Genomic DNA, 19,110 nt, shown 5'->3' with positions numbered 1-19,110 from the left:
GTGTCAGGATATACATATAAGCGTATTTTCTTAATTGTAATGGATTCTGTTGGGATTGGAGAGGCACCAGATGCGAAGAAATTTGGTGATGAGGGCTCTGATACATTAGGACATATTGCAGAAAAAATGAATGGTCTACATATGCCAAACATGGCAAAGTTGGGATTAAGCAACATCAGAGAAATACAAGGAATTCCAGTTCAAGATGAGCCACTTGCTTATTATACAAGAATGCAAGAGGCATCAAACGGTAAAGATACAATGACAGGACACTGGGAAATTATGGGTCTACATATAGAAACACCATTTAAGGTTTTTCCTGATGGATTTCCAAAAGAGCTTCTAGATGAAATTGAAAAACGCACTGGGCGTGGAATACTAGGTAACAAACCGGCTTCAGGTACAGAAATCTTAGTTGAACTTGGCGAAGAACATATGAAGACGGGTAAGCTGATTGTCTATACGTCTGCTGATTCAGTTTTACAAATTGCAGCTCATGAGGATATTGTACCAATAGATGAACTCTATAAAATATGTGAAATTGCACGTGAATTAACTCTTGATGAAAAATATATGGTAGGTCGTATTATAGCTCGTCCATTTGTTGGCGAACCAGGTAATTTCTCAAGAACTGCAAATCGCCATGACTATGCATTAAAGCCATTCGAGCGAACGGTTATGAATGAGTTAAGTGATGGTGGGTTTGATGTAATTGCAATCGGTAAGATATCCGATATATATGATGGTGAAGGGGTCACACAAACGTTACGTACAAAGTCGAACATGGATGGTATGGATAAATTAGTCGAGACCCTGGACATGGATTTTACAGGATTAAGCTTCTTGAACCTTGTAGATTTTGATGCATTGTTTGGTCACAGAAGAGACCCTGAAGGATATGGTAAAGCATTAGAAGAGTACGATGCACGTCTACCAGAAGTATTTGAAAAACTTAAAGAAGATGATTTATTAATCATAACGGCAGATCATGGAAATGACCCAACACATACTGGAACAGATCATACTCGTGAATATGTACCTTTATTGGCTTATAACAAGAAGATGGATAGTGGTAAGGAGTTACCATTACGATCAACTTTTGCAGATATAGGTGCGACTGTAGCAGATAATTTCAATGTAACCTTGCCTAAACATGGAAGTAGCTTTCTTTCAGAAATCAATAAAGGATAATAGTGGTCGATTAATGAGGAAGAAAAGGTGATGAAACGATGAGAATGGTTGATCTGATTGAAAAAAAACGAGACGGATTAGAATTGACGGCTGAGGAAATTAACTTTCTTGTGAATGGATATACAAAAGGTGATATACCTGATTATCAAATGAGTGCTTTTACAATGGCGGTCTATTTTAAAGGAATGACTAAACCAGAACAAGCCGATTTTACAATGGCAATGGTACAGTCAGGTGATACCATTGATCTTTCTGGTATTGAAGGTATTAAGGTTGATAAGCATAGCACTGGTGGTGTTGGTGATACAACAACACTGGTCTTAGCACCACTTGTTGCTTCAGTTGGTGTACCTGTTGCGAAAATGTCAGGAAGAGGGCTTGGTCATACTGGTGGGACGATTGACAAACTCGAGTCTGTTTCAGGTTTTCATGTCGAAATTAATAATGATGAATTCATTCGCCTTGTAAATCAAAATAAGGTCGCTGTCATTGGACAGAGTGGAAATTTAACACCTGCGGATAAGAAACTATATGCATTAAGAGATGTTACGGCGACTGTTAACAGCATACCGTTGATTGCGAGCTCTATTATGAGTAAAAAAATAGCAGCAGGAGCAGACGCTATTGTTTTGGATGTTAAAACAGGTGCAGGAGCTTTTATGAAGGATTTAGACGATGCGAAAGAATTAGCTAAGACAATGGTCGACATTGGAAATAATGTCGGAAGAAATACGATGGCGATTATTTCAGATATGAGCCAACCACTAGGATTTGCAATTGGTAATGGCCTTGAAGTAAAAGAAGCAATTGATACATTAAGAGGCGAAGGACCGGCAGATTTGGAGGAGCTTTGTCTCGTTTTAGGAAGTCAAATGGTCTTACTTGCTAAAAAAGCAAATTCTCTTGAAGAAGCAAGAGGCTTATTGGAAGAATCGATTAAAAACGGAAAAGCTCTAGAAACCTTTAAAACATTTTTATCATCGCAAGGTGGAGATGCTTCAGTTGTGGATTCTCCAGAAAACCTCCCGAGAGCAAAATATCAATTTGAATTTGAGGCGGAAAAAGATGGTTATGTTTCAGAGATTGTTGCAGACTCAATAGGAACGGCAGCAATGCTTCTTGGTGCGGGAAGAGCAACGAAAGAATCGACTATCGATTTGGCAGTTGGTCTGGTACTAAGGAAAAAGATAGGTGACAAAGTATCAAAAGGCGAAAGTCTTGTTACAATTCACAGTAATTTTGAGGATGTTACTGAGATAAAAAGAAAGCTATCTGATAGCATTTCGATATCCACAGATAAAGTAACACCACCAACTTTAATCTTAGATAAATTAACATAAAAAAAATCCGAGGAGAAAAAATCCTCGGATTTTTTTTTGTTGAGTTGATCCTCCCCGCTTTAGATACAGGGTACGTATAGAACTTTATGTCTATAACTTTTTATGTATAATATTTGATTTGTTGGAAAAAATGGGAAGGTATAAAGAATGGAGGGTTTGGAGATGAAACGCTTTTTTGTTAGTGTGTTAATTTCAACAATCATGATCTTTACTTTTAGCCCTTTCGCTTCTGCACAGGAATCAACTGTTGATCTAGCGAATAATGCAAAATCTGCAATTTTAATTGAACGTGATACAGGGAAGATTCTTTACGAGAAAAACAGTGATGAAAAACTTCCCCCAGCAAGCATGACGAAAATCATGACAATGCTGTTAATCATGGAAGCCCTTGATAAAGGTAGTATTACCTATTCTGAGAAAGTTAGAACAAGTGAACATGCAGCATCAATGGGTGGCTCACAGATTTTCCTTGAGCCAGGCGAAGAAATGACAGTCGAAGAAATGTTAAAAGGTATTGCAATCGGTTCGGGCAATGATGCATCAGTTGCCATGGCAGAAAAGATAGCGGGTTCAGAAGAAGCTTTCGTTGAAATGATGAATAATAAGGTAGAAGAATTAGGCCTGAAAAATACATTGTTTCAGAATCCAACTGGCCTCCCTGCAGATAACCATTATAGCTCTGCACACGATATGGCCATCATGTCAAAAGAGTTATTGAAATACGAAGATATTACTAAATTCACAGGTCAATATGAAGATTATTTACGTGAAAACTCCGAAAATAAATTTTGGCTTGTAAACACGAATCGCTTAGTTCGATTCTATCCTGGTGTTGATGGATTAAAAACAGGCTTTACAACTGAGGCGAAATATTGTCTAACAGCTACTGCTGAAAAAGAGGATATGCGTTTAATATCTGTAATCTTCGGAGCACCAACACCGAAGGAGCGAAACGCACAAGTTACAAAGATGCTTGACTTTGGATTTAGTCAGTATAAATCACACCCATTATATGAAAGAAATCAGGAAGTTGCAGAAGCAAAGGTTAGTAAGGGTAGTGATAAGAAAATAAAACTTTTAACGTCAGAACCTATATCTCTCCTTACGAAAAAAGGAGAAAAAGTGGATGATGTGCAAAAAGAAATTATTGTAGATGAAAAGATTAATGCACCAATTAAAAAAGGTGATGAAATTGGGAAATTAGTGCTTAAAAAGGACGGAAAAGTGCTAAGTGAAAGCCCACTTGTAGCTGCGAAGGATATAGACGCTGCAAGTTGGTGGAAATTGTTTAAGAGAACAATGGGTTCTTTTAATAAGACTCCGTAATTTTCGAATTGTCTGATGGCTAGCTCCAGCGCCTAGCCCCTCGAGGTCACAAGCCAATCTGTCAAGAAGGTCAAAGAACAACCTTCTAGCCAGCTTTTCTTGTGCTTGTCGGACTTGCACAGGACAAGGAAGGCTTCGAGAGCATTAACATCGCACGAAGAAAATGCAAAGCATGGCATCGACGTTTGCCACAGGACGTGGCAGTTTTTAGTCGATGTTCCACTACAGCGCTTGCGCTTTTCAGCTTTTTTTGACGAATGAACACTAGTTTTGTCATCAAGAAGGATTCTGTTATGTGAATAGAGAAAAGACTCACTATACGATTTTAAGGAGGCATTGTGAAGTGAGTCTTGGAATTGAACTTGAGGTAAAAAACAATGTGTTGTGCATTCGGCTAATAGGTGAGCTAGACCATCATACAGCTGAGGAATTGCGATTAAAGGTTACGGATACAATTGAAAGTAATAAAATCAATCATATTTTATTGAATCTTGAAAAGCTTTCATTTATGGATAGCTCAGGATTAGGGGTTATTTTAGGAAGATATAAGCAAATTAAAAATCTAGGTGGGGAAATGGTTGTTTGCTCCATTTCTTCGCAGGTAGAACGTCTATTTGAGATGTCAGGACTTTTCAAAATCATTCGGTTAGAGCGTGATGAGTCTTTTGCGCTTCAGTCATTGGGGGTGGCGTAATGAAAAACGAGATGCACCTTCAATTCTCTGCGCTAAGCCAAAATGAGTCATTTGCTCGTGTTGCTGTAGCATCATTTATTACACAACTAGATCCAACCTTAGATGAACTTACTGAAATCAAGACAGTTGTGTCTGAAGCCGTAACAAACTCAATTATTCATGGATATGAAAGTGATCCAAGTGGGATTGTCTATATTTCATGCAAGATTGAAGACAGTACTGTTTATATCACCATTAGAGATGAAGGAATTGGAATTAACAATCTAGAGGAAGCAAGGCAGCCATTATTTACAACAAAGCCAGAACTTGAGAGATCAGGTATGGGCTTTACAATCATGGAGAATTTCATGGATGAGTTTGAAGTAGAAACAGGTTCAGCTAGAGGTACAACTTTACGGCTTATCAAGCATTTATCAAAGAGTAAAGCGTTATGCAATTAAGGAGACTTGCCAATGGATGTGGAGGTCAAGAACAACAAAAGTGAAACGTATTTAAAAGACAGTGAGGTTAAGAATTTAATCAAACTTAGCCAAGAAGGACGACAAGAAGCTCGTGATCTTATCGTTCAGAAGAATATGAGGTTAGTTTGGTCTGTTGTACAACGATTTTTAAATCGTGGCTATGAACCAGATGATTTATTTCAAATCGGCTGCATTGGACTTTTGAAATCTGTTGATAAATTTGATTTAACATATGACGTGAAATTTTCAACTTATGCTGTACCCATGATTATTGGTGAAATCCAGCGTTTTATACGAGACGATGGTACGGTAAAAGTGAGTCGCTCTTTAAAGGAGACCGGTAATAAAATCCGGAAGGCTAAGGATGAGTTGTCAAAACAGTTCGGAAGAGTTCCAACAATTGTTGAGATAGCAGAGTACTTAGAAATTACTCCTGAGGATGTTGTTTTAGCCCAAGAGGCAAGTCGAGCCCCTTCCTCGATTCATGAAACTGTGTATGAAAATGATGGCGATCCAATAACGTTGCTTGATCAAATAGCGGATAATAATGAAACAAAGTGGTTTGATAAAATTGCATTAAAAGAAGCAATTCGCGAGCTTGATGAACGGGAAAGGTTAATTGTCTTTCTTCGTTATTATAAGGATCAAACGCAATCAGAAGTTGCGACAAGACTTGGTATATCTCAAGTACAGGTATCAAGGCTAGAGAAAAAAATACTACAACAAATGAAGGACCGAATGGATGTATAATCCATTCGGTTTTTTTGCGTCTAGCTCTAACGCCTAGCCCCTCGAGGTCACAAGTCAATCTGTCAAGAAAGTCAAAGAGCAACTTTCTAGCCAGCTCGACTTGTGCTTGTCGGGGCTGTTCAAGGCGTTTCCGCATTTGAATATTTTGTCGTGGTAATTACTGGAGTTTCCGGTGCAATCGCATTAGAAAATAAAGATTTAACATACTACATATATAAGGAAAACAATGTGTAGGGTGTGAGAGTGATGGAAAAAACTATCTATGTTCGAATGCGCCATCGCGTACTGGTACAACCCAATGCAACCGTAACAATTGGACAAATTATTCAGATTAGTGCTGACGAACAAATTGCAGAAGAAATTAAGAATATTGTCATTCATCGAGTCAGCAAAAGAGATAAAAATATCATTGTTATTGATGTAATGAAGGTGATTGAGCAGATCAGGAAAAGGTTTTCACAAACTGACATACAAACAGTCGGACCTGCTCAAACCATCATAGAAGTAGCAATAAAGAAAAGACGATTTGCCCCAGCTTTATTTGTAGCAGTTTGGTTTTTGTTATTTGTGGGTGCAGCACTTACCATGATGAATTTTCATGAGGATGTGTCAATGAGGGAAGTTCATCTACGCATCTACACCATGATAACTGGTGACGAAGACCCAAAACCCTTGCTGTTTCAAATTCCCTATTCAATTGGATTAGGTTTAGGGATGATACTGTTTTTTAATCATTTTTTTCGTAAACGCTTGAATGAAGAACCAAGTCCACTTGAAGTAGAAATGTTTAATTACCAACAGGATTTAGATAATTATCTGATTCTTACAGAAAATAAAGAAAGTATGAAACACATCGATGACAATTAAAGTACTTTTCATCATTTTTATCGGCTTAGGAAGTGGACTTGCAGTTGGTGGTGGCTTTGTAGCCTTTTTAGCGGTTTTAGGGATAATACCGCGGCTAACCCAATTAACAAAAACAATGAAATACATCCGCTTATACGAGTGGAGTGTCGTGTTTGGCGCTGTTTTTGGTGGCTGGTTTACTCTTAATGATCATATTTTTTATCTATGGGATTACTTAGTAATTCCTGTGGGTTTGGCAAGTGGTATCTTTGTTGGAATGTTGGCTGCGGCCCTTACAGAAGTCTTGAATGTTTTTCCGATTTTAGCTAAGAGAATTGGAATTGAAGGTAAAATTGTCATCTTGGTAATGGCAATCGTTTTTGGGAAAATAGCAGGTTCCTTATTCCAATGGATGTACTTTGTTAGATAACACCATTCAGTTAAACCGATTTATATTTGAAGGAGTGAACACAGAAGTGGCTACTAAGAAAAAAATAAAAGACGATTATAAAAATAGTGTAAAAAAGTATCACCCGAAACCTAAATATTTCCTTAATTGCCTTAAAGCATTTCTAGTCGGGGGAGCTATTTGCTGTGTAGGGCAAGGAATCCAAAATTTTTATATTACAGTTCTTGATTTCTCTGAAAAAGATGCAGGGAATCCAACAGTTGCAACCCTTATCCTAATTTCCTCCTTGTTAACGGGTCTCGGGCTCTATGACAAGCTCGGACAGTTTGCAGGTGCAGGATCGGCAGTACCAGTAACTGGGTTTGCAAATTCAATGACAAGTGCTGCGATGGAATATAAAAGTGAGGGTATCGTGCTAGGGATTGCAACCAATATGTTTAAATTAGCAGGTAGTGTTATTGTGTTCGGAGCAGTTTCTGCTTATATTGTTGGGATGATTCGTTATTTCTTTAGTCTCACAATTTCTTGAATGATTAAGGGAGTGGACTTTGATGAGGTTAGTTGGTAAACAAACTTGGGTATTTGAAAATCAAATCTATTTAAAATCGACTGGCACTGCTGTAGGACCTAAGGAGAGTGAGGGTCCACTAGGTTCAACCTTTGATACAAAGCATGAGGAATTACACTGTGGAGAGGACTCCTGGGAGTTTGCAGAACGCAGATTAATGGAGGAATCAATTGAAACATGCTTGCAAAAGGTCAATCTTAAAAATGAAGATATCGATCTGTTTTTAGCGGGTGATTTACTAAATCAAAATATTACAACAAATTATGCAGCAAGACATCATCAAATTCCGTTACTTTGTATGTTTGGTGCATGTTCAACTTCGATGGAAACTTTGGCAGTTGGTTCGGCACTGGTTGACGCTGGATTTGCAAACAGAATCTTAGCATCAACAAGTAGCCATAATGCGACAGCTGAAAGACAATTTCGTTACCCAACAGAATATGGCGGGCAAAAACCCGATACAGCTACTTATACCGCAACTGGTGCTGGAACTGCATTGGTGAGTAAAGAAAAAGGTCCAATTCGTATAACGTCAGCAACAATTGGAAGGGTAACGGACTTAGGGATTACAAATCCTTTTGATATGGGTTCTGCAATGGCTCCGGCTGCAGCGGATACAATTGTACGACATTTTAAGGATTTGAATATGACACCAGATGAGTATGACTTAATAGCTACTGGCGATTTATCCGGTGTAGGAAGCCCAATATTAAAGGAATTGGTTAAAGAAGAAGGATATGATTTAGGTAACAAACATAATGATTGTGGGCTTATGCTCTATCATTCTAATCAGGAAGTGTTTGCAGGAGGAAGTGGATGTGCGTGTTCAGCGATTGTTACATATGGACACATTGTAAAAGAGTTGATTAGTGGCAATTTAAACAAAGTATTTATTGTTGCAACAGGTGCACTTCTGAATCCAACAATGATACAACAAAAGGAAACAATTCCTACGATAGCACATGGTGTAGTTTTGGAACGTGTTCAAGGTGGTGAGTAAAAATGGAATATTTATATGCATTTTTAGTCGGTGGAACAATTTGTTTGGTTGGACAGCTTTTACTTGATTTTGCTAAATTAACCCCAGCTCATGTGATGAGTGTATTTGTTGTAGCAGGAACCATTTTAGACGGTTTTGATTTATATGACAACCTAATTAGATTCGCGGGTGCCGGAGCGACTGTACCTATTACAAGTTTCGGTCATTCACTTTTACATGGTGCAATGCAAAGTGCGAAAGAACATGGTTTTATTGGAATTGGAATGGGGATCTTTGAATTAACATCTGCAGGTATATCCTCTGCTATATTATTCTCATTCATAGTGGCACTGATTTTCAGAGCGAAAGGATAGAATGTATGGATGAACCTAGAAAAAGAGTTATTCTAGTAACAGATGGTGATGAATACGCACAAAAGACATTAGAATTTATTGCAAAAGAAGTCGGAGGACGCTGTATATCCAAATCCCAAGGAAACCCGACAACTCTATCGGGGAAGCAAATGGTTGAATATATTCTCCAAACTAATCAAGAACCTGTATTTGTGATGTTTGATGACAGCGGGTATTTAGGCGAAGGAGCGGGTGAGCATGCATTAAAGTATGTGGCGACGCATTCAAAAATTGAAGTACTCGGTATTATAGCAGTAGCTTCAAAGACGCATCAAACAGAATGGGCCAAGGTGGATATAAGTATTGACCGGGACGGAAACTTAACCGAGTATGGTGTCGATAAAAGTGGGATAGCAGAATATGATATTGGTCGTATTAATGGCGATACTGTGTATTGCTTAGATGAATTAGATGTACCAATAATTGTAGGTATTGGTGATATTGGAAAAATGGCACGTAAGGATGATATTAAAATGGGTGCACCCATTACTAGAAAAGCGGTGGATCTAATACTCGAAAGGAGTGGTTACGATCGGAAAAGGAAGGAATATAACAAAGACTCCAATCTCTCCAGATTTGGAAAGTAACCATACGTTTTTCGAATCACGACTAGGTTTAGGTTCTGGAAATTTTGACATCGGTGTTAGAAAAATCAAGCTTTTAAAGAAAGAAGTTCATCTCTATTTTTTAAATGGGTTATGTGATACTTCATTTATTATTGAAATTTTAGAGGAACTTGTAAATATAAATGATAATGAATACAGTTCTGATCAAGCATTTCGTATTATTGAGAATCGACTTGTTCATCAACAAGTGTCTACAATTAAAAATCTAGATGAAGCAGTAGATACAATCCTTTCAGGACTCATCCTCTTTTTAGTAGAAGGGGAAGATTCCGGAATAGCCGTTGATGTTCGAAGCTATCCGGGTAGACAACCGGAAGAACCAGATACGGAAAAAGTGATTCGTGGCGCACGTGATGGATATGTTGAAAATTTAATTGTAAATACTGCATTGACTAGAAGAAGGATACGCGATGAGAGACTTAGAAATGAAATCATTCAAGTTGGAGAACGGTCAAAAACAGATATTTGTATATCCTATATTCAAGATGTAGCCAACCCAGATTTAGTTGACATTATTAAAAAAGAGCTGAATTCAATAAATGTTGATGGTTTAACAATGGCTGATAAGACAATTGAGGAGTTTATTGTAAATCAAGGTTATAATCCGTACCCATTAGTGAGATATACAGAACGCCCAGATGTTGCAGCTACCCATTTACTGGAGGGTCACGTAGTTATAATGGTAGATACATCACCTAGTGTAATCATTACCCCGACTACGATGTTTCATCATGTACAACATGCAGAAGAATACAGACAAGCCCCTGCTGTTGGTACCTTATTACGGTGGATAAGGTTTCTCGGAATATTAGCTTCAATCTTTCTGCTACCGCTCTGGTTCTTATTAGTACTAGAGCCAGATATGATTCCAAAAGCAATTGATTATATTGGCCCTAACGAGAAATCAAATATCCCAATTGTCGTCCAGATCTTTCTTGCGGATATGGGGATAGAATTTTTAAGGATGGCGGCTATACATACGCCTACACCGTTATCAACTGCAATGGGTTTAATTGCAGCGGCACTAATAGGTCAAATTGCTATTGATGTTGGATTGTTCGGTCCCGAGGTCATCCTATATGTAGCCGTTGCAGCCGTCGGTACATTTGCTACGCCTAGTTATGAATTAAGTGCTGCAAATAAAATTGCAAGATTATTTTTATTAGTGCTTGTTGCTATTTTTAAGGTACCAGGATTTATTATTGGTTGTACAGTTTACGTCTTGTTATTAGCAAGCATTAGGTCCCTAAATACTCCATATTTATGGCCGTTTTTACCGTTTAATGGAAAAGCGCTTATGCAAATATTAATACGTAGTTCTGTACCTGGAGCGAAGTTAAGACCAAGTATTGTACACCCTCAAAAACCGTTCAAACAATAGTTGCACCATATAAAACGATGTGTTAATCTATTTTTCATAGCACAGCGTTAAAAAGATAAAGACAGCTGATGACTATATGTATCGGCTGTCTTTCTTTTAGCAATAGGTACGTTTTGAAAAAGGTACCTTATATAGGGCTCTGATGAGTACACACTTTGAAGGAACGAGGGGAATTTATGTATTTGCATGGAACAAGCAAAGTAAACGAAAAAAACCACTTAGAAATTGGTGGAGTAGACACAGTAGAATTAGCGAAACAATATGGCACACCTTTATATGTGTACGACGTAGCACTTATCAGAGAACGTGCAAGAGGTTTTCGCGAAACGTTTAAAAGACTAAATGTCTCAGCTCAAGTAGCATACGCAAGTAAAGCCTTTTCAACAATTGCAATGATTCAATTAGCGGAAGAGGAAGGACTCTCACTCGATGTTGTTTCGGGAGGAGAATTATATACAGCACTACAAGCTGGATTCCCAGTAGAGCGTATTCATTTTCATGGAAACAACAAAAGTTATGAAGAATTAGATATGGCGATTAAAAATAAAGTGGGCTGTATTGTTGTTGATAACTTTTATGAACTATCATTATTAGAACAAGTTTGTCTCGAGAACAATGCAAATGCTAAAGTCTTATTGCGCGTAACTCCTGGAGTTGAAGCACATACCCATGATTATATAACGACTGGACAAGAAGATTCTAAGTTTGGATTTGGATTAGAGAATGGACAGGCCGACCAAGCTGTTGAACAAGCTCTACATTCAGAATCTTTAAACTTGTTAGGGATTCATTCTCATATCGGCTCGCAAATTTTTGAGACAACAGGATTTTTACTTGCTGCTCAGAAGATGTTTGCTAAACTAAAGAATTGGAATGAACGTTTTAATTTTGTACCTAAGGTATTAAATTTAGGTGGAGGCTTTGGTATCCGCTATACGGAAGAGGATAAACCACTTCCAGCTTCCGAATATGTTGAAGCTATTATTGGTGAAGTTAAGAAACTTGCTGATGAGCTCTCCATTGACATTCCTGAAATCTGGATCGAGCCAGGTAGATCAATTGTCGGAGATGCTGGAACAACCATTTATTCAGTAGGTTCTCGTAAAGAAGTACCTAACATCCGCCACTATCTTGCAATCGATGGAGGTATGACAGATAATATTAGACCTGCATTATATCAAGCAAAATATGAGGCAGTCTTAGCTAATCGAGTTAAGGATCCGATTGAAGAAACTGTATCAGTTGCTGGGAAATGTTGCGAATCTGGGGATATGCTTATTTGGGATTTACCATTACCAAAAGCAAACTCAGATGACATGTTAGCTGTTTTCTGTACAGGTGCATATGGTTACTCAATGGCTAACAACTATAATCGAATCCCAAGACCTGCAGTTGTATTTGTAGAAAATGGGGAAGCACAGCTTGTTGTTCAACGAGAAAATTATGAGGATCTTGTAAGATTAGACATTCCTTTAAAATCAAAAGTAACAGAATAAGTAGTAATACCCATAAAACCCACGAAAATAAATTCGTGGGTTTTTACTAATTCATTATTTGAAGAAATTTTTAATTGCGTCAATAAGGTTGACAAAGAATTCTTTAAGCTTATCTAAAAAGTTTTGGCCCTCTTCTGAACCAAGGAAGTTTGTTAACTTTTCCTTAGCTAGATGCAACTGTTCTCCAACTTGGTTCCAGTCAATATTTAGTTCCATTAACTTATTAAATAAATCCATTAGACGTGCTATGTCTGCATCTGTAAGTGTAATGCCTAAATCATTAGCTGCATTAATAATAATTGTGCGAAGTTCTTCATCATTTTTTGGTGCGTTTTTTGCGATTTCATCCTTAATTTTTGCCATTAAAGCTGCGGCATCTTCAGCACCGAATTTCTCACTTAATTTCGTCGTTTCTACCATTTCTTCATTGGCGGCTTGCTTTACATCTTCGGGAATTACGATGTCGGACGAAATTTCATAGGCCTTAATTAATCCTGTTAGAGCGGCTGTTCCTGAAACATTACCAGGTGCCGTTACGAAAATTTTAGCATCCTTTACACCAGCAGTAATTAGTGCATTAGCATACATTTCTTCTGTAATTGTTGTGATATTTTTAGTAACAGTAACATCTAATCCAGATCCTTCTTCTCCAATTGTGATAGAAGCTGAAGATAATGCTCGTGTCCCAATCTTAGCCTTGGGTATGTAGTTACCGAGATACTGATGCTCTTCCTCGTTTGTAACAATGACAATTTGAGGGTTCTCTGGCGCATTCATTTCTTTTAAAATGGCCTCTTTCTGTGATTCTGTCAGGTTTTCGCCAAGTGTAATAATCACATCTCCTGGTGCAGCGTCTGCGAAACTGAGTGATGGAAAAATGAGTGAAAATACGAGTAAAAACGTGAGTATAATTTTATATCTCAAAATTATTTCCTCCTTTAATTTTCAAAACAGGTACTTCATCGTACTTATTATACATTATTCTTAACCAAATATATCTTTTTGTCTGTCTTTAGAGGAAAACACTTCCTTTCAGGTTGGATTATTCGAATCATTTATAGTAAAATGAACTCGTCTATACATATGGACGAAAGAAAATGAGCGGAGGTTTCAAATGAAAAAAGCTAGCATCGAATTTGAAAACGGAGAAAAAATTGTAATTGAGCTATATCCAAATGAAGCACCTGGGACTGTAGAAAACTTTGAAAAGCTTGCTACCGAAGGGTTTTATAATGGTTTAACATTTCACCGAGTAATCCCAGGTTTTGTTGCCCAAGGTGGTTGCCCACGTGGTAACGGTACTGGTGGACCAGGATATTCTATAAAATGCGAAACTGAAGGAAATCCACATAAGCATGTAGCAGGAGCATTATCCATGGCACATGCTGGAAAAGACACTGGTGGAAGTCAATTTTTCATCGTCCATGAGCCACAACCTCATCTAGATGGAGTACATACAGTATTCGGTCAAGTAATAGAAGGGTTGGAATCAGTTTACCGGATTAAACAAGGTGACGTTATGAAAGAAGTTAAAGTTTGGGAAGAATAATTAGATAGTAAGATACAAGACACAACAAGTCTTCTGTTGTGTCTTTTTCTTTTTTTGTCCTATAATAGTGCATGAGGTGAGACTAAATGGGAAAAGGAAGATGGATTGTACTTTTCATGCTCCTTATACTATCTTTGGCATGGGGATTCATTTATTGGATTTTTATTGTTTAAATATAAATCAATGACGTTTTCTTAATAGTATGGGAAAGTGAATAATTCGACAAAATACAAGTAGTATATTATACTGTTCTAAATCGCTAAACTAATTAAATATGTTTCCTTCGGGGTTAGGTGAAATTCCTTACCGACGGTGATGAACAATTGTTCTAAGCCCGTGACCCATTTTAATATCAACTTTTGATGTTGATAGGCTCAATGTAGTCATAAAACTTTGATTTTAGTTAAAATGGTGGACTTTGGTGAGAATCCAAGGCCGACAGTTAAAGTCTGGATGGGAGAAGGATTTTAGTACGGTATGTGAAAAAAATTGTCCATGATACCTTTATTTGAGTTGGGCAAAAATACATATTTTGATACTTTAATTACATCCACAAAGACCCCGGAATGATTATCCGAGGTCTTTTTCTTTTTACAAACGAAGATTGGAAACACGCTACAAGTACATGATAAGAGAAAGGAGTGTTATTAGTGAGAGATCAGGATTACATGAATTTAGCGATAAATGTGGCAAGTGCTGGTGTTGGTCAAACAACACCAAACCCAGTTGTGGGTGCAGTTGTTGTGAATGAAGGACGAGTTGTCGGCATTGGCGCACACTTAAAAGCAGGAGAACCTCATGCTGAGGTCCATGCTATACGTATGGCCGGTGATAAAGCACATAACGCAACGGTCTATGTTACCTTGGAGCCTTGTAGTCACCATGGTAAAACCCCACCATGTGCGGATTTATTGGTAAATAATCAAGTCAAACGAGTGGTTATTGCGACAACAGATCCAAACCCCTTGGTTGCTGGAAATGGTATTGCAAAATTAAAAGCAGCGGGGATTGAAGTAGAGGTTGGTGTATGCAAGGAACAAGCAGATGAGTTAAACGCTGTATTCTATCATTACCTGGATAAAAAAGTTCCTTATGTTACTTTAAAATCTGCGACTACTTTGGATGGAAAGATTGCCACTGTGAGTGGTGAGAGCAAATGGATTACAGGTGAGGCTGCAAGAAGTGATGTGCATTTATATCGAAGTATCCACGACGCCATTCTCGTCGGGGTTAATACAGTGCTTGTGGATAACCCAAGTTTAACAACTAGACTTCCAAATGGTACAGGAAAAAACCCTATTCGGATAATCTTAGACTCGACTTTAAGGACACCATTAGATTCACAGGTTGTGAATGATGGTATGGCCGAGACATGGATTGTCGTAACAAATAAAGTGGGTAAAGAGAGAATTAATTCATTTTTAGATAAAAAAGGTGTAAGGGTCCTTCAGTTACAAGAGTCCAGCCTATCGATTAGTTCGGTGCTTACACTACTTGCTGAAGAAGGTATTTCCTCCGTTTTTGTTGAAGGTGGGGCAGAAGTGAATGGTAGCTTTCTAAAGGAAAAAGCCATTAATCAAGTAATTCTATATCTTGCACCAAAACTAATTGGGGGCAAGCAAGCACCTACAGCTATTGGTGGAGCTGGAATCCAATCAATTAATGAAGCACTACAATTAAACATTAAATCTGTGGAACTAGTCGGTAACGACATAAAAGTTGTAGCTGAACCGAAACAGAGGTGAATACATGTTTACAGGAATAGTTGAGGAAATTGGGCAAATTAAGGCGATAAATGGATCTCAGGAATCGGTAGAGATGGTGATTCAAGCAAAAAAGATACTAGAGGATGTCCACCTCGGTGACAGTATAGCGGTTAATGGGGTTTGCTTAACAGTAACTGAATTTACAGCCGATGGATTCACGGTAGATGTAATGCCAGAAACGGTGGAGTCAACATCGTTACGTGATTTACAAGTAAATTCTGCTGTTAATCTGGAGAGGGCAATGGCTGCGGGCGGACGCTTTGGAGGTCATATTGTTTCTGGACATGTTGATGGGGTCGGAAAAATTAGTAGAAAACAGCCAAGAGGGAATGCAATTTATTATGAGATTAAGGTTTCTGAGGAGATTGTACAATATCTGATATATAAAGGTTCAGTAGCAGTTGATGGAACGAGTTTAACGATTTTTGGACTTACTGAAAAATCATTTACTCTCTCACTAATTCCCCATACGTTATCAGAAACAATCCTTCGTAATAAAGGTGTTGGTGACATCGTGAATGTTGAGTGTGACATGCTTGGAAAATATATAAACCAATATATGCAACGAACATTTGAAAATAAAAAAACAATGAAATCAACCATAACCTCAAGTTTTTTAGAAGAACACGGATTTAAATAAGGAAGGGGGATTTGCAATGTTTAACTCAATTGAAGATGCACTTTTAGATTTGAAGCAAGGCAAAATAATAATCGTAAGCGATGATGAAAATCGTGAAAACGAAGGAGATTTCATCGCTCTGGCCGAGAATATTGCACCAGAAAGCATAAATTTTATGATTACACATGGTCGTGGGCTTGTTTGCACACCAATTACGAAGTCCTTAGCTGAAAAATTGAATCTTAATCCAATGGTATCCGAAAATACGGACCCACACGGTACGGCTTTTACAGTCAGTATCGACCATGAAAGTACAACGACTGGAATTAGTGCATTTGAACGAGCCACGACCATTAGGGAGTTGCTAAACCCAGAATCAACTGCATCTAGCTTTAAGAGACCAGGGCACGTCTTTCCTTTAATCGCAAAAGATGGTGGGGTCCTTAGTCGAGCTGGACATACAGAAGCAGCAGTTGACTTAGCTATTCTTTGTGGAGCTAAACCTGCTGGAGTTATTTGTGAAATAGTAAAAGAAGACGGAACGATGGCAAGAGTTCCTGACCTGCAAAAAATAGCAAGTGACCATAATCTTAAAATGATTACTGTTGAGGAATTAATCCGATATCGCAAACAATATGAGTATCTTACATTTAATGAATAGGCAATGAAACATTTTTTTAAAAATGAAGAAAATACCCGATAACATAGGAGGATGATTATGAATAAAATTTATGAAGGACACTTAGTTGGCACAGGATTACGAATAGGGGTTGTTGTAGCACGTTTTAATGAATTTATTACGGCGAAGCTTTTAAGCGGAGCGTTGGATGGATTGAAGAGGCATGGTGTGGCTGATGAAGATGTTGAAATTGCCTGGGTACCTGGGGCTTTTGAAATTCCTTTAATTGCAAAAAAAATGGCTGAATCGAGCAAATATGATGCAGTAATCGCATTGGGCACAGTTATTAGAGGATCAACGACTCATTATGATTATGTTTGTAACGAAGTAGCGAAGGGGTTATCGAAAATAACACTTGAAACAGGAAAACCTGTGATGTTTGGGGTATTAACAACTGAAACAATTGAACAAGCAATCGAAAGAGCAGGGACAAAAGCCGGAAATAAGGGGTGGGATTCTGCTGTTTCTGCGATTGAAATGGCAAATCTTTCGCGTTCATTTGAGTAATAAGATTACGATTGAATAGATTTGGAAGGTTTTGGATATAATTTAAATTTAAGGGTATTCCAAAAAGACACTGGAAAAATAAGATGGAAAATGATACTCTTAATAAATGTATTAGGGGTTAGTCCAATAGTAGTATAGATCACTGTGAGATATACTAGTTGGAAAGTTTTTCGATAATGAGGGATTTATATGTTAATTCGTTATAAAAAGAATTATGAGAAAATCGCAATGGGGCTTCTTTCATTCATGCCGACCGAAAAGGACCTTAAGAATCTGCAAGCAACTATGAAGCAATATGAAGAAGATGATACACAGCAGTTATTCTTATGGAAAGAAGAAGATATTGTAGGAATTATCGGAACAACAATCCATGACGGGAATCTTGTGGAAATTCAACACATATGTGTAAACCCATCCCATCGATTTCAAGGCATAGGGAAAAAGATGGTGAAGGCATTAAAAGAGCATTTTCCAGAACGTGAATTAAAGCCAAATGAAAATACCGCAGCCTTTTTTGAAAAATGCGATTTTTCAGAGGATGAGAAATGTATAGAGGGACAGTCTTAGGACTGTCCTTTTTAATTTGGAGGCTTTTGAATCTGTCTAAGCTTTCTTTTATGTCTAATTTGTTCCTCTCTTTCGGCAATGATATCGCTTCTGTCACGTAATTTATGCTTATGGACTAATTGTTTATTGGATAAATCACTAGCTACACCCCACGACAATCCCGATTGTGAAGCAAGATTAGAACAAGTTGTAAGTAAATTGTTTTCAAGTGGTAAATTGATGCTTTCGTATGGTTCACCTCTTTTGATGTCGTGAACTTTTTTATCTAGCAACACAACCAACTTATCAACCTGGAAACCAAGCCGAGCCAATTCGTCCTTTTGATCTTTACATATGGACCATGCACTTTTCATCATGCGTAAGGCACCTGGTAAGTTACCACGACGGTGATGATAAAGGGACACGGCAATCTGAATTAATCCAACCCAGAATATGCTTCGCTCAGGGATAGGCTTTTTTTTCCAATGCTCCTCTAAGACCTCATGGCATTCAAAATAGTCACGGTCACAGTGAAAGTGAAGTAAATAGTCAATAAATGCTTGTGGGTACAAGTGGCATAACATCTCCTTTATCACTATGTATGTGTAGTTTAACATAATTATGTAACCAAAACATGGAAAAATAAAGTGTTCAGCAGCTAGCCGAACACTTTATTAATCACCGTTTTTTTTTATTTTAGAACCAAGCAGCTCCAACAATAATTAATAGAATAAACAATACTACGATTAAGGCAAAACCGCCTCCGAAGTTATATCCGTCTCCCATTTATATTACCTCCTTAATTTTTCTTGGTACACAGTTATAGTATGACTTTTACTACTTCTTGTGTGGGCGAGTGTCTATATCCACCATATTTTTTAAAATTATTTGTGGGACAAATATCCATAAACCTTATATAGCTTGAATGTTAAATATGTTCTATACTAAAGATTGTGTTAAAATA

23 protein-coding genes, 1 pseudogene and 1 riboswitch are annotated in these 19,110 nt (G+C 37.7%); of the genes and pseudogenes, 21 read left to right on the top strand and 3 right to left on the bottom strand.

Features of this window, described 5'->3' with window-relative positions:
- From deoB to lysA, 15 genes are all read left to right on the top strand, one after another.
- Positions 1 to 1,191: a phosphopentomutase gene (gene deoB / locus CZ490_RS09545; protein WP_077618676.1), complete on the top strand. Its 1,191-nt coding sequence runs from the start codon at positions 1 to 3 to the stop codon at positions 1,189 to 1,191.
- Between the two features lie 38 nt (positions 1,192 to 1,229).
- Positions 1,230 to 2,531: a pyrimidine-nucleoside phosphorylase gene (locus tag CZ490_RS09540; RefSeq protein WP_077618675.1), complete on the top strand. Its 1,302-nt coding sequence runs from the start codon at positions 1,230 to 1,232 to the stop codon at positions 2,529 to 2,531.
- A 162-nt stretch (positions 2,532 to 2,693) separates the two neighbouring features.
- A complete protein-coding gene (locus CZ490_RS09535) occupies positions 2,694 to 3,857 on the top strand; it encodes a D-alanyl-D-alanine carboxypeptidase family protein (RefSeq protein WP_077618674.1) in 1,164 nt (387 codons plus the stop codon).
- Between the two features lie 343 nt (positions 3,858 to 4,200).
- Positions 4,201 to 4,551: an anti-sigma F factor antagonist gene (gene spoIIAA / locus CZ490_RS09530; RefSeq protein ID WP_077618673.1), complete on the top strand. Its 351-nt coding sequence runs from the start codon at positions 4,201 to 4,203 to the stop codon at positions 4,549 to 4,551.
- The gene (gene spoIIAB, locus CZ490_RS09525) at positions 4,551 to 4,991 is read left to right on the top strand and encodes an anti-sigma F factor (protein ID WP_077618672.1); all 441 of its coding nucleotides are present in this window, start codon (positions 4,551 to 4,553) and stop codon (positions 4,989 to 4,991) included. The genes spoIIAA and spoIIAB overlap by 1 nt, the downstream gene beginning before the upstream one ends.
- A 12-nt stretch (positions 4,992 to 5,003) precedes the next feature.
- Positions 5,004 to 5,762, top strand: coding sequence for an RNA polymerase sporulation sigma factor SigF (gene sigF, locus CZ490_RS09520; RefSeq protein WP_077618671.1), 759 nt, complete (start codon positions 5,004 to 5,006; stop codon positions 5,760 to 5,762).
- Between the two features lie 102 nt (positions 5,763 to 5,864).
- A complete protein-coding gene (locus CZ490_RS22910) occupies positions 5,865 to 5,996 on the top strand; it encodes a hypothetical protein (RefSeq protein ID WP_268762070.1) in 132 nt (43 codons plus the stop codon).
- Positions 5,997 to 6,008: 12 nt separating this feature from the next.
- Positions 6,009 to 6,629, top strand: coding sequence for a stage V sporulation protein AA (locus CZ490_RS09515; protein WP_077618670.1), 621 nt, complete (start codon positions 6,009 to 6,011; stop codon positions 6,627 to 6,629).
- Entirely contained in the window at positions 6,619 to 7,038 is a 420-nt protein-coding gene (locus CZ490_RS09510) for a stage V sporulation protein AB (protein WP_077618669.1), read from the top strand. Before CZ490_RS09515 ends, CZ490_RS09510 begins: the two co-directional genes overlap by 11 nt.
- Positions 7,039 to 7,084: 46 nt before the next feature.
- Positions 7,085 to 7,546, top strand: a complete 462-nt coding sequence (spoVAC, locus tag CZ490_RS09505) for a stage V sporulation protein AC (protein ID WP_077621018.1) — start codon at positions 7,085 to 7,087, stop codon at positions 7,544 to 7,546.
- Positions 7,547 to 7,568: 22 nt separating this feature from the next.
- Complete coding sequence (spoVAD, locus tag CZ490_RS09500; RefSeq protein ID WP_077618668.1) at positions 7,569 to 8,585, top strand: stage V sporulation protein AD; 1,017 nt, start codon at positions 7,569 to 7,571, stop codon at positions 8,583 to 8,585.
- Between the two features lie 2 nt (positions 8,586 to 8,587).
- Positions 8,588 to 8,938, top strand: a complete 351-nt coding sequence (gene spoVAE / locus CZ490_RS09495) for a stage V sporulation protein AE (RefSeq protein WP_077618667.1) — start codon at positions 8,588 to 8,590, stop codon at positions 8,936 to 8,938.
- Between the two features lie 5 nt (positions 8,939 to 8,943).
- On the top strand, positions 8,944 to 9,564 hold the full coding sequence (gene spoVAEA, locus CZ490_RS09490; RefSeq protein ID WP_077618666.1) for a stage V sporulation protein SpoVABEA: 621 nt from the start codon (positions 8,944 to 8,946) through the stop codon (positions 9,562 to 9,564).
- Positions 9,554 to 10,984, top strand: coding sequence for a spore germination protein (locus tag CZ490_RS09485; protein ID WP_327078409.1), 1,431 nt, complete (start codon positions 9,554 to 9,556; stop codon positions 10,982 to 10,984). The genes spoVAEA and CZ490_RS09485 overlap by 11 nt, the downstream gene beginning before the upstream one ends.
- Before the next feature lie 176 nt (positions 10,985 to 11,160).
- On the top strand, positions 11,161 to 12,480 hold the full coding sequence (gene lysA, locus CZ490_RS09480) for a diaminopimelate decarboxylase (RefSeq protein WP_077618665.1): 1,320 nt from the start codon (positions 11,161 to 11,163) through the stop codon (positions 12,478 to 12,480).
- Positions 12,481 to 12,534: 54 nt separating this feature from the next.
- On the opposite strand, the gene CZ490_RS09475 is transcribed toward lysA, so the two are convergent.
- Positions 12,535 to 13,404 (bottom strand): DUF1002 domain-containing protein, encoded by an 870-nt coding sequence (locus tag CZ490_RS09475; RefSeq protein WP_077618664.1) that lies wholly within the window; start codon positions 13,402 to 13,404, stop codon positions 12,535 to 12,537.
- Between the two features lie 190 nt (positions 13,405 to 13,594).
- On the opposite strand from CZ490_RS09475, the gene CZ490_RS09470 reads away from it, so the two are divergent.
- From CZ490_RS09470 to CZ490_RS09445, 6 genes and pseudogenes are all read left to right on the top strand, one after another.
- The gene (locus tag CZ490_RS09470; protein WP_077618663.1) at positions 13,595 to 14,029 is read left to right on the top strand and encodes a peptidylprolyl isomerase; all 435 of its coding nucleotides are present in this window, start codon (positions 13,595 to 13,597) and stop codon (positions 14,027 to 14,029) included.
- Between the two features lie 275 nt (positions 14,030 to 14,304).
- A riboswitch (FMN riboswitch) is annotated at positions 14,305 to 14,498 on the top strand.
- 199 nt (positions 14,499 to 14,697) lie between these two features.
- On the top strand, positions 14,698 to 15,774 hold the full coding sequence (ribD, locus tag CZ490_RS09465; protein WP_077621016.1) for a bifunctional diaminohydroxyphosphoribosylaminopyrimidine deaminase/5-amino-6-(5-phosphoribosylamino)uracil reductase RibD: 1,077 nt from the start codon (positions 14,698 to 14,700) through the stop codon (positions 15,772 to 15,774).
- A 4-nt stretch (positions 15,775 to 15,778) separates the two neighbouring features.
- Positions 15,779 to 16,435: a riboflavin synthase gene (gene ribE, locus CZ490_RS09460; RefSeq protein WP_077618662.1), complete on the top strand. Its 657-nt coding sequence runs from the start codon at positions 15,779 to 15,781 to the stop codon at positions 16,433 to 16,435.
- A 16-nt stretch (positions 16,436 to 16,451) separates the two neighbouring features.
- A pseudogene (ribB, locus tag CZ490_RS09455) lies at positions 16,452 to 17,072 on the top strand (3,4-dihydroxy-2-butanone-4-phosphate synthase); the annotation flags it as partial.
- Positions 17,073 to 17,132: 60 nt separating this feature from the next.
- A complete protein-coding gene (gene ribH / locus CZ490_RS09450; RefSeq protein WP_077618660.1) occupies positions 17,133 to 17,600 on the top strand; it encodes a 6,7-dimethyl-8-ribityllumazine synthase in 468 nt (155 codons plus the stop codon).
- Positions 17,601 to 17,789: 189 nt separating this feature from the next.
- Positions 17,790 to 18,167, top strand: a complete 378-nt coding sequence (locus tag CZ490_RS09445) for a GNAT family N-acetyltransferase (protein ID WP_077618659.1) — start codon at positions 17,790 to 17,792, stop codon at positions 18,165 to 18,167.
- A gap of 11 nt (positions 18,168 to 18,178) precedes the next feature.
- On the opposite strand, the gene CZ490_RS09440 is transcribed toward CZ490_RS09445, so the two are convergent.
- Both CZ490_RS09440 and CZ490_RS09435 read right to left on the bottom strand, forming a co-directional pair.
- On the bottom strand, positions 18,179 to 18,718 hold the full coding sequence (locus CZ490_RS09440; RefSeq protein WP_077618658.1) for a DUF309 domain-containing protein: 540 nt from the start codon (positions 18,716 to 18,718) through the stop codon (positions 18,179 to 18,181).
- Positions 18,719 to 18,842: 124 nt separating this feature from the next.
- Complete coding sequence (locus tag CZ490_RS09435) at positions 18,843 to 18,932, bottom strand: YjcZ family sporulation protein (protein ID WP_077618657.1); 90 nt, start codon at positions 18,930 to 18,932, stop codon at positions 18,843 to 18,845.
- Positions 18,933 to 19,110: the final 178 nt, after the last annotated feature.

This window comes from Litchfieldia sinesaloumensis (assembly GCF_900156865.1).
GTDB lineage: Bacteria > Bacillota > Bacilli > Bacillales > Bacillaceae_L > Ferdinandcohnia > Ferdinandcohnia sinesaloumensis.
This window is presented reverse-complemented; position numbering and strand designations above follow the sequence as displayed.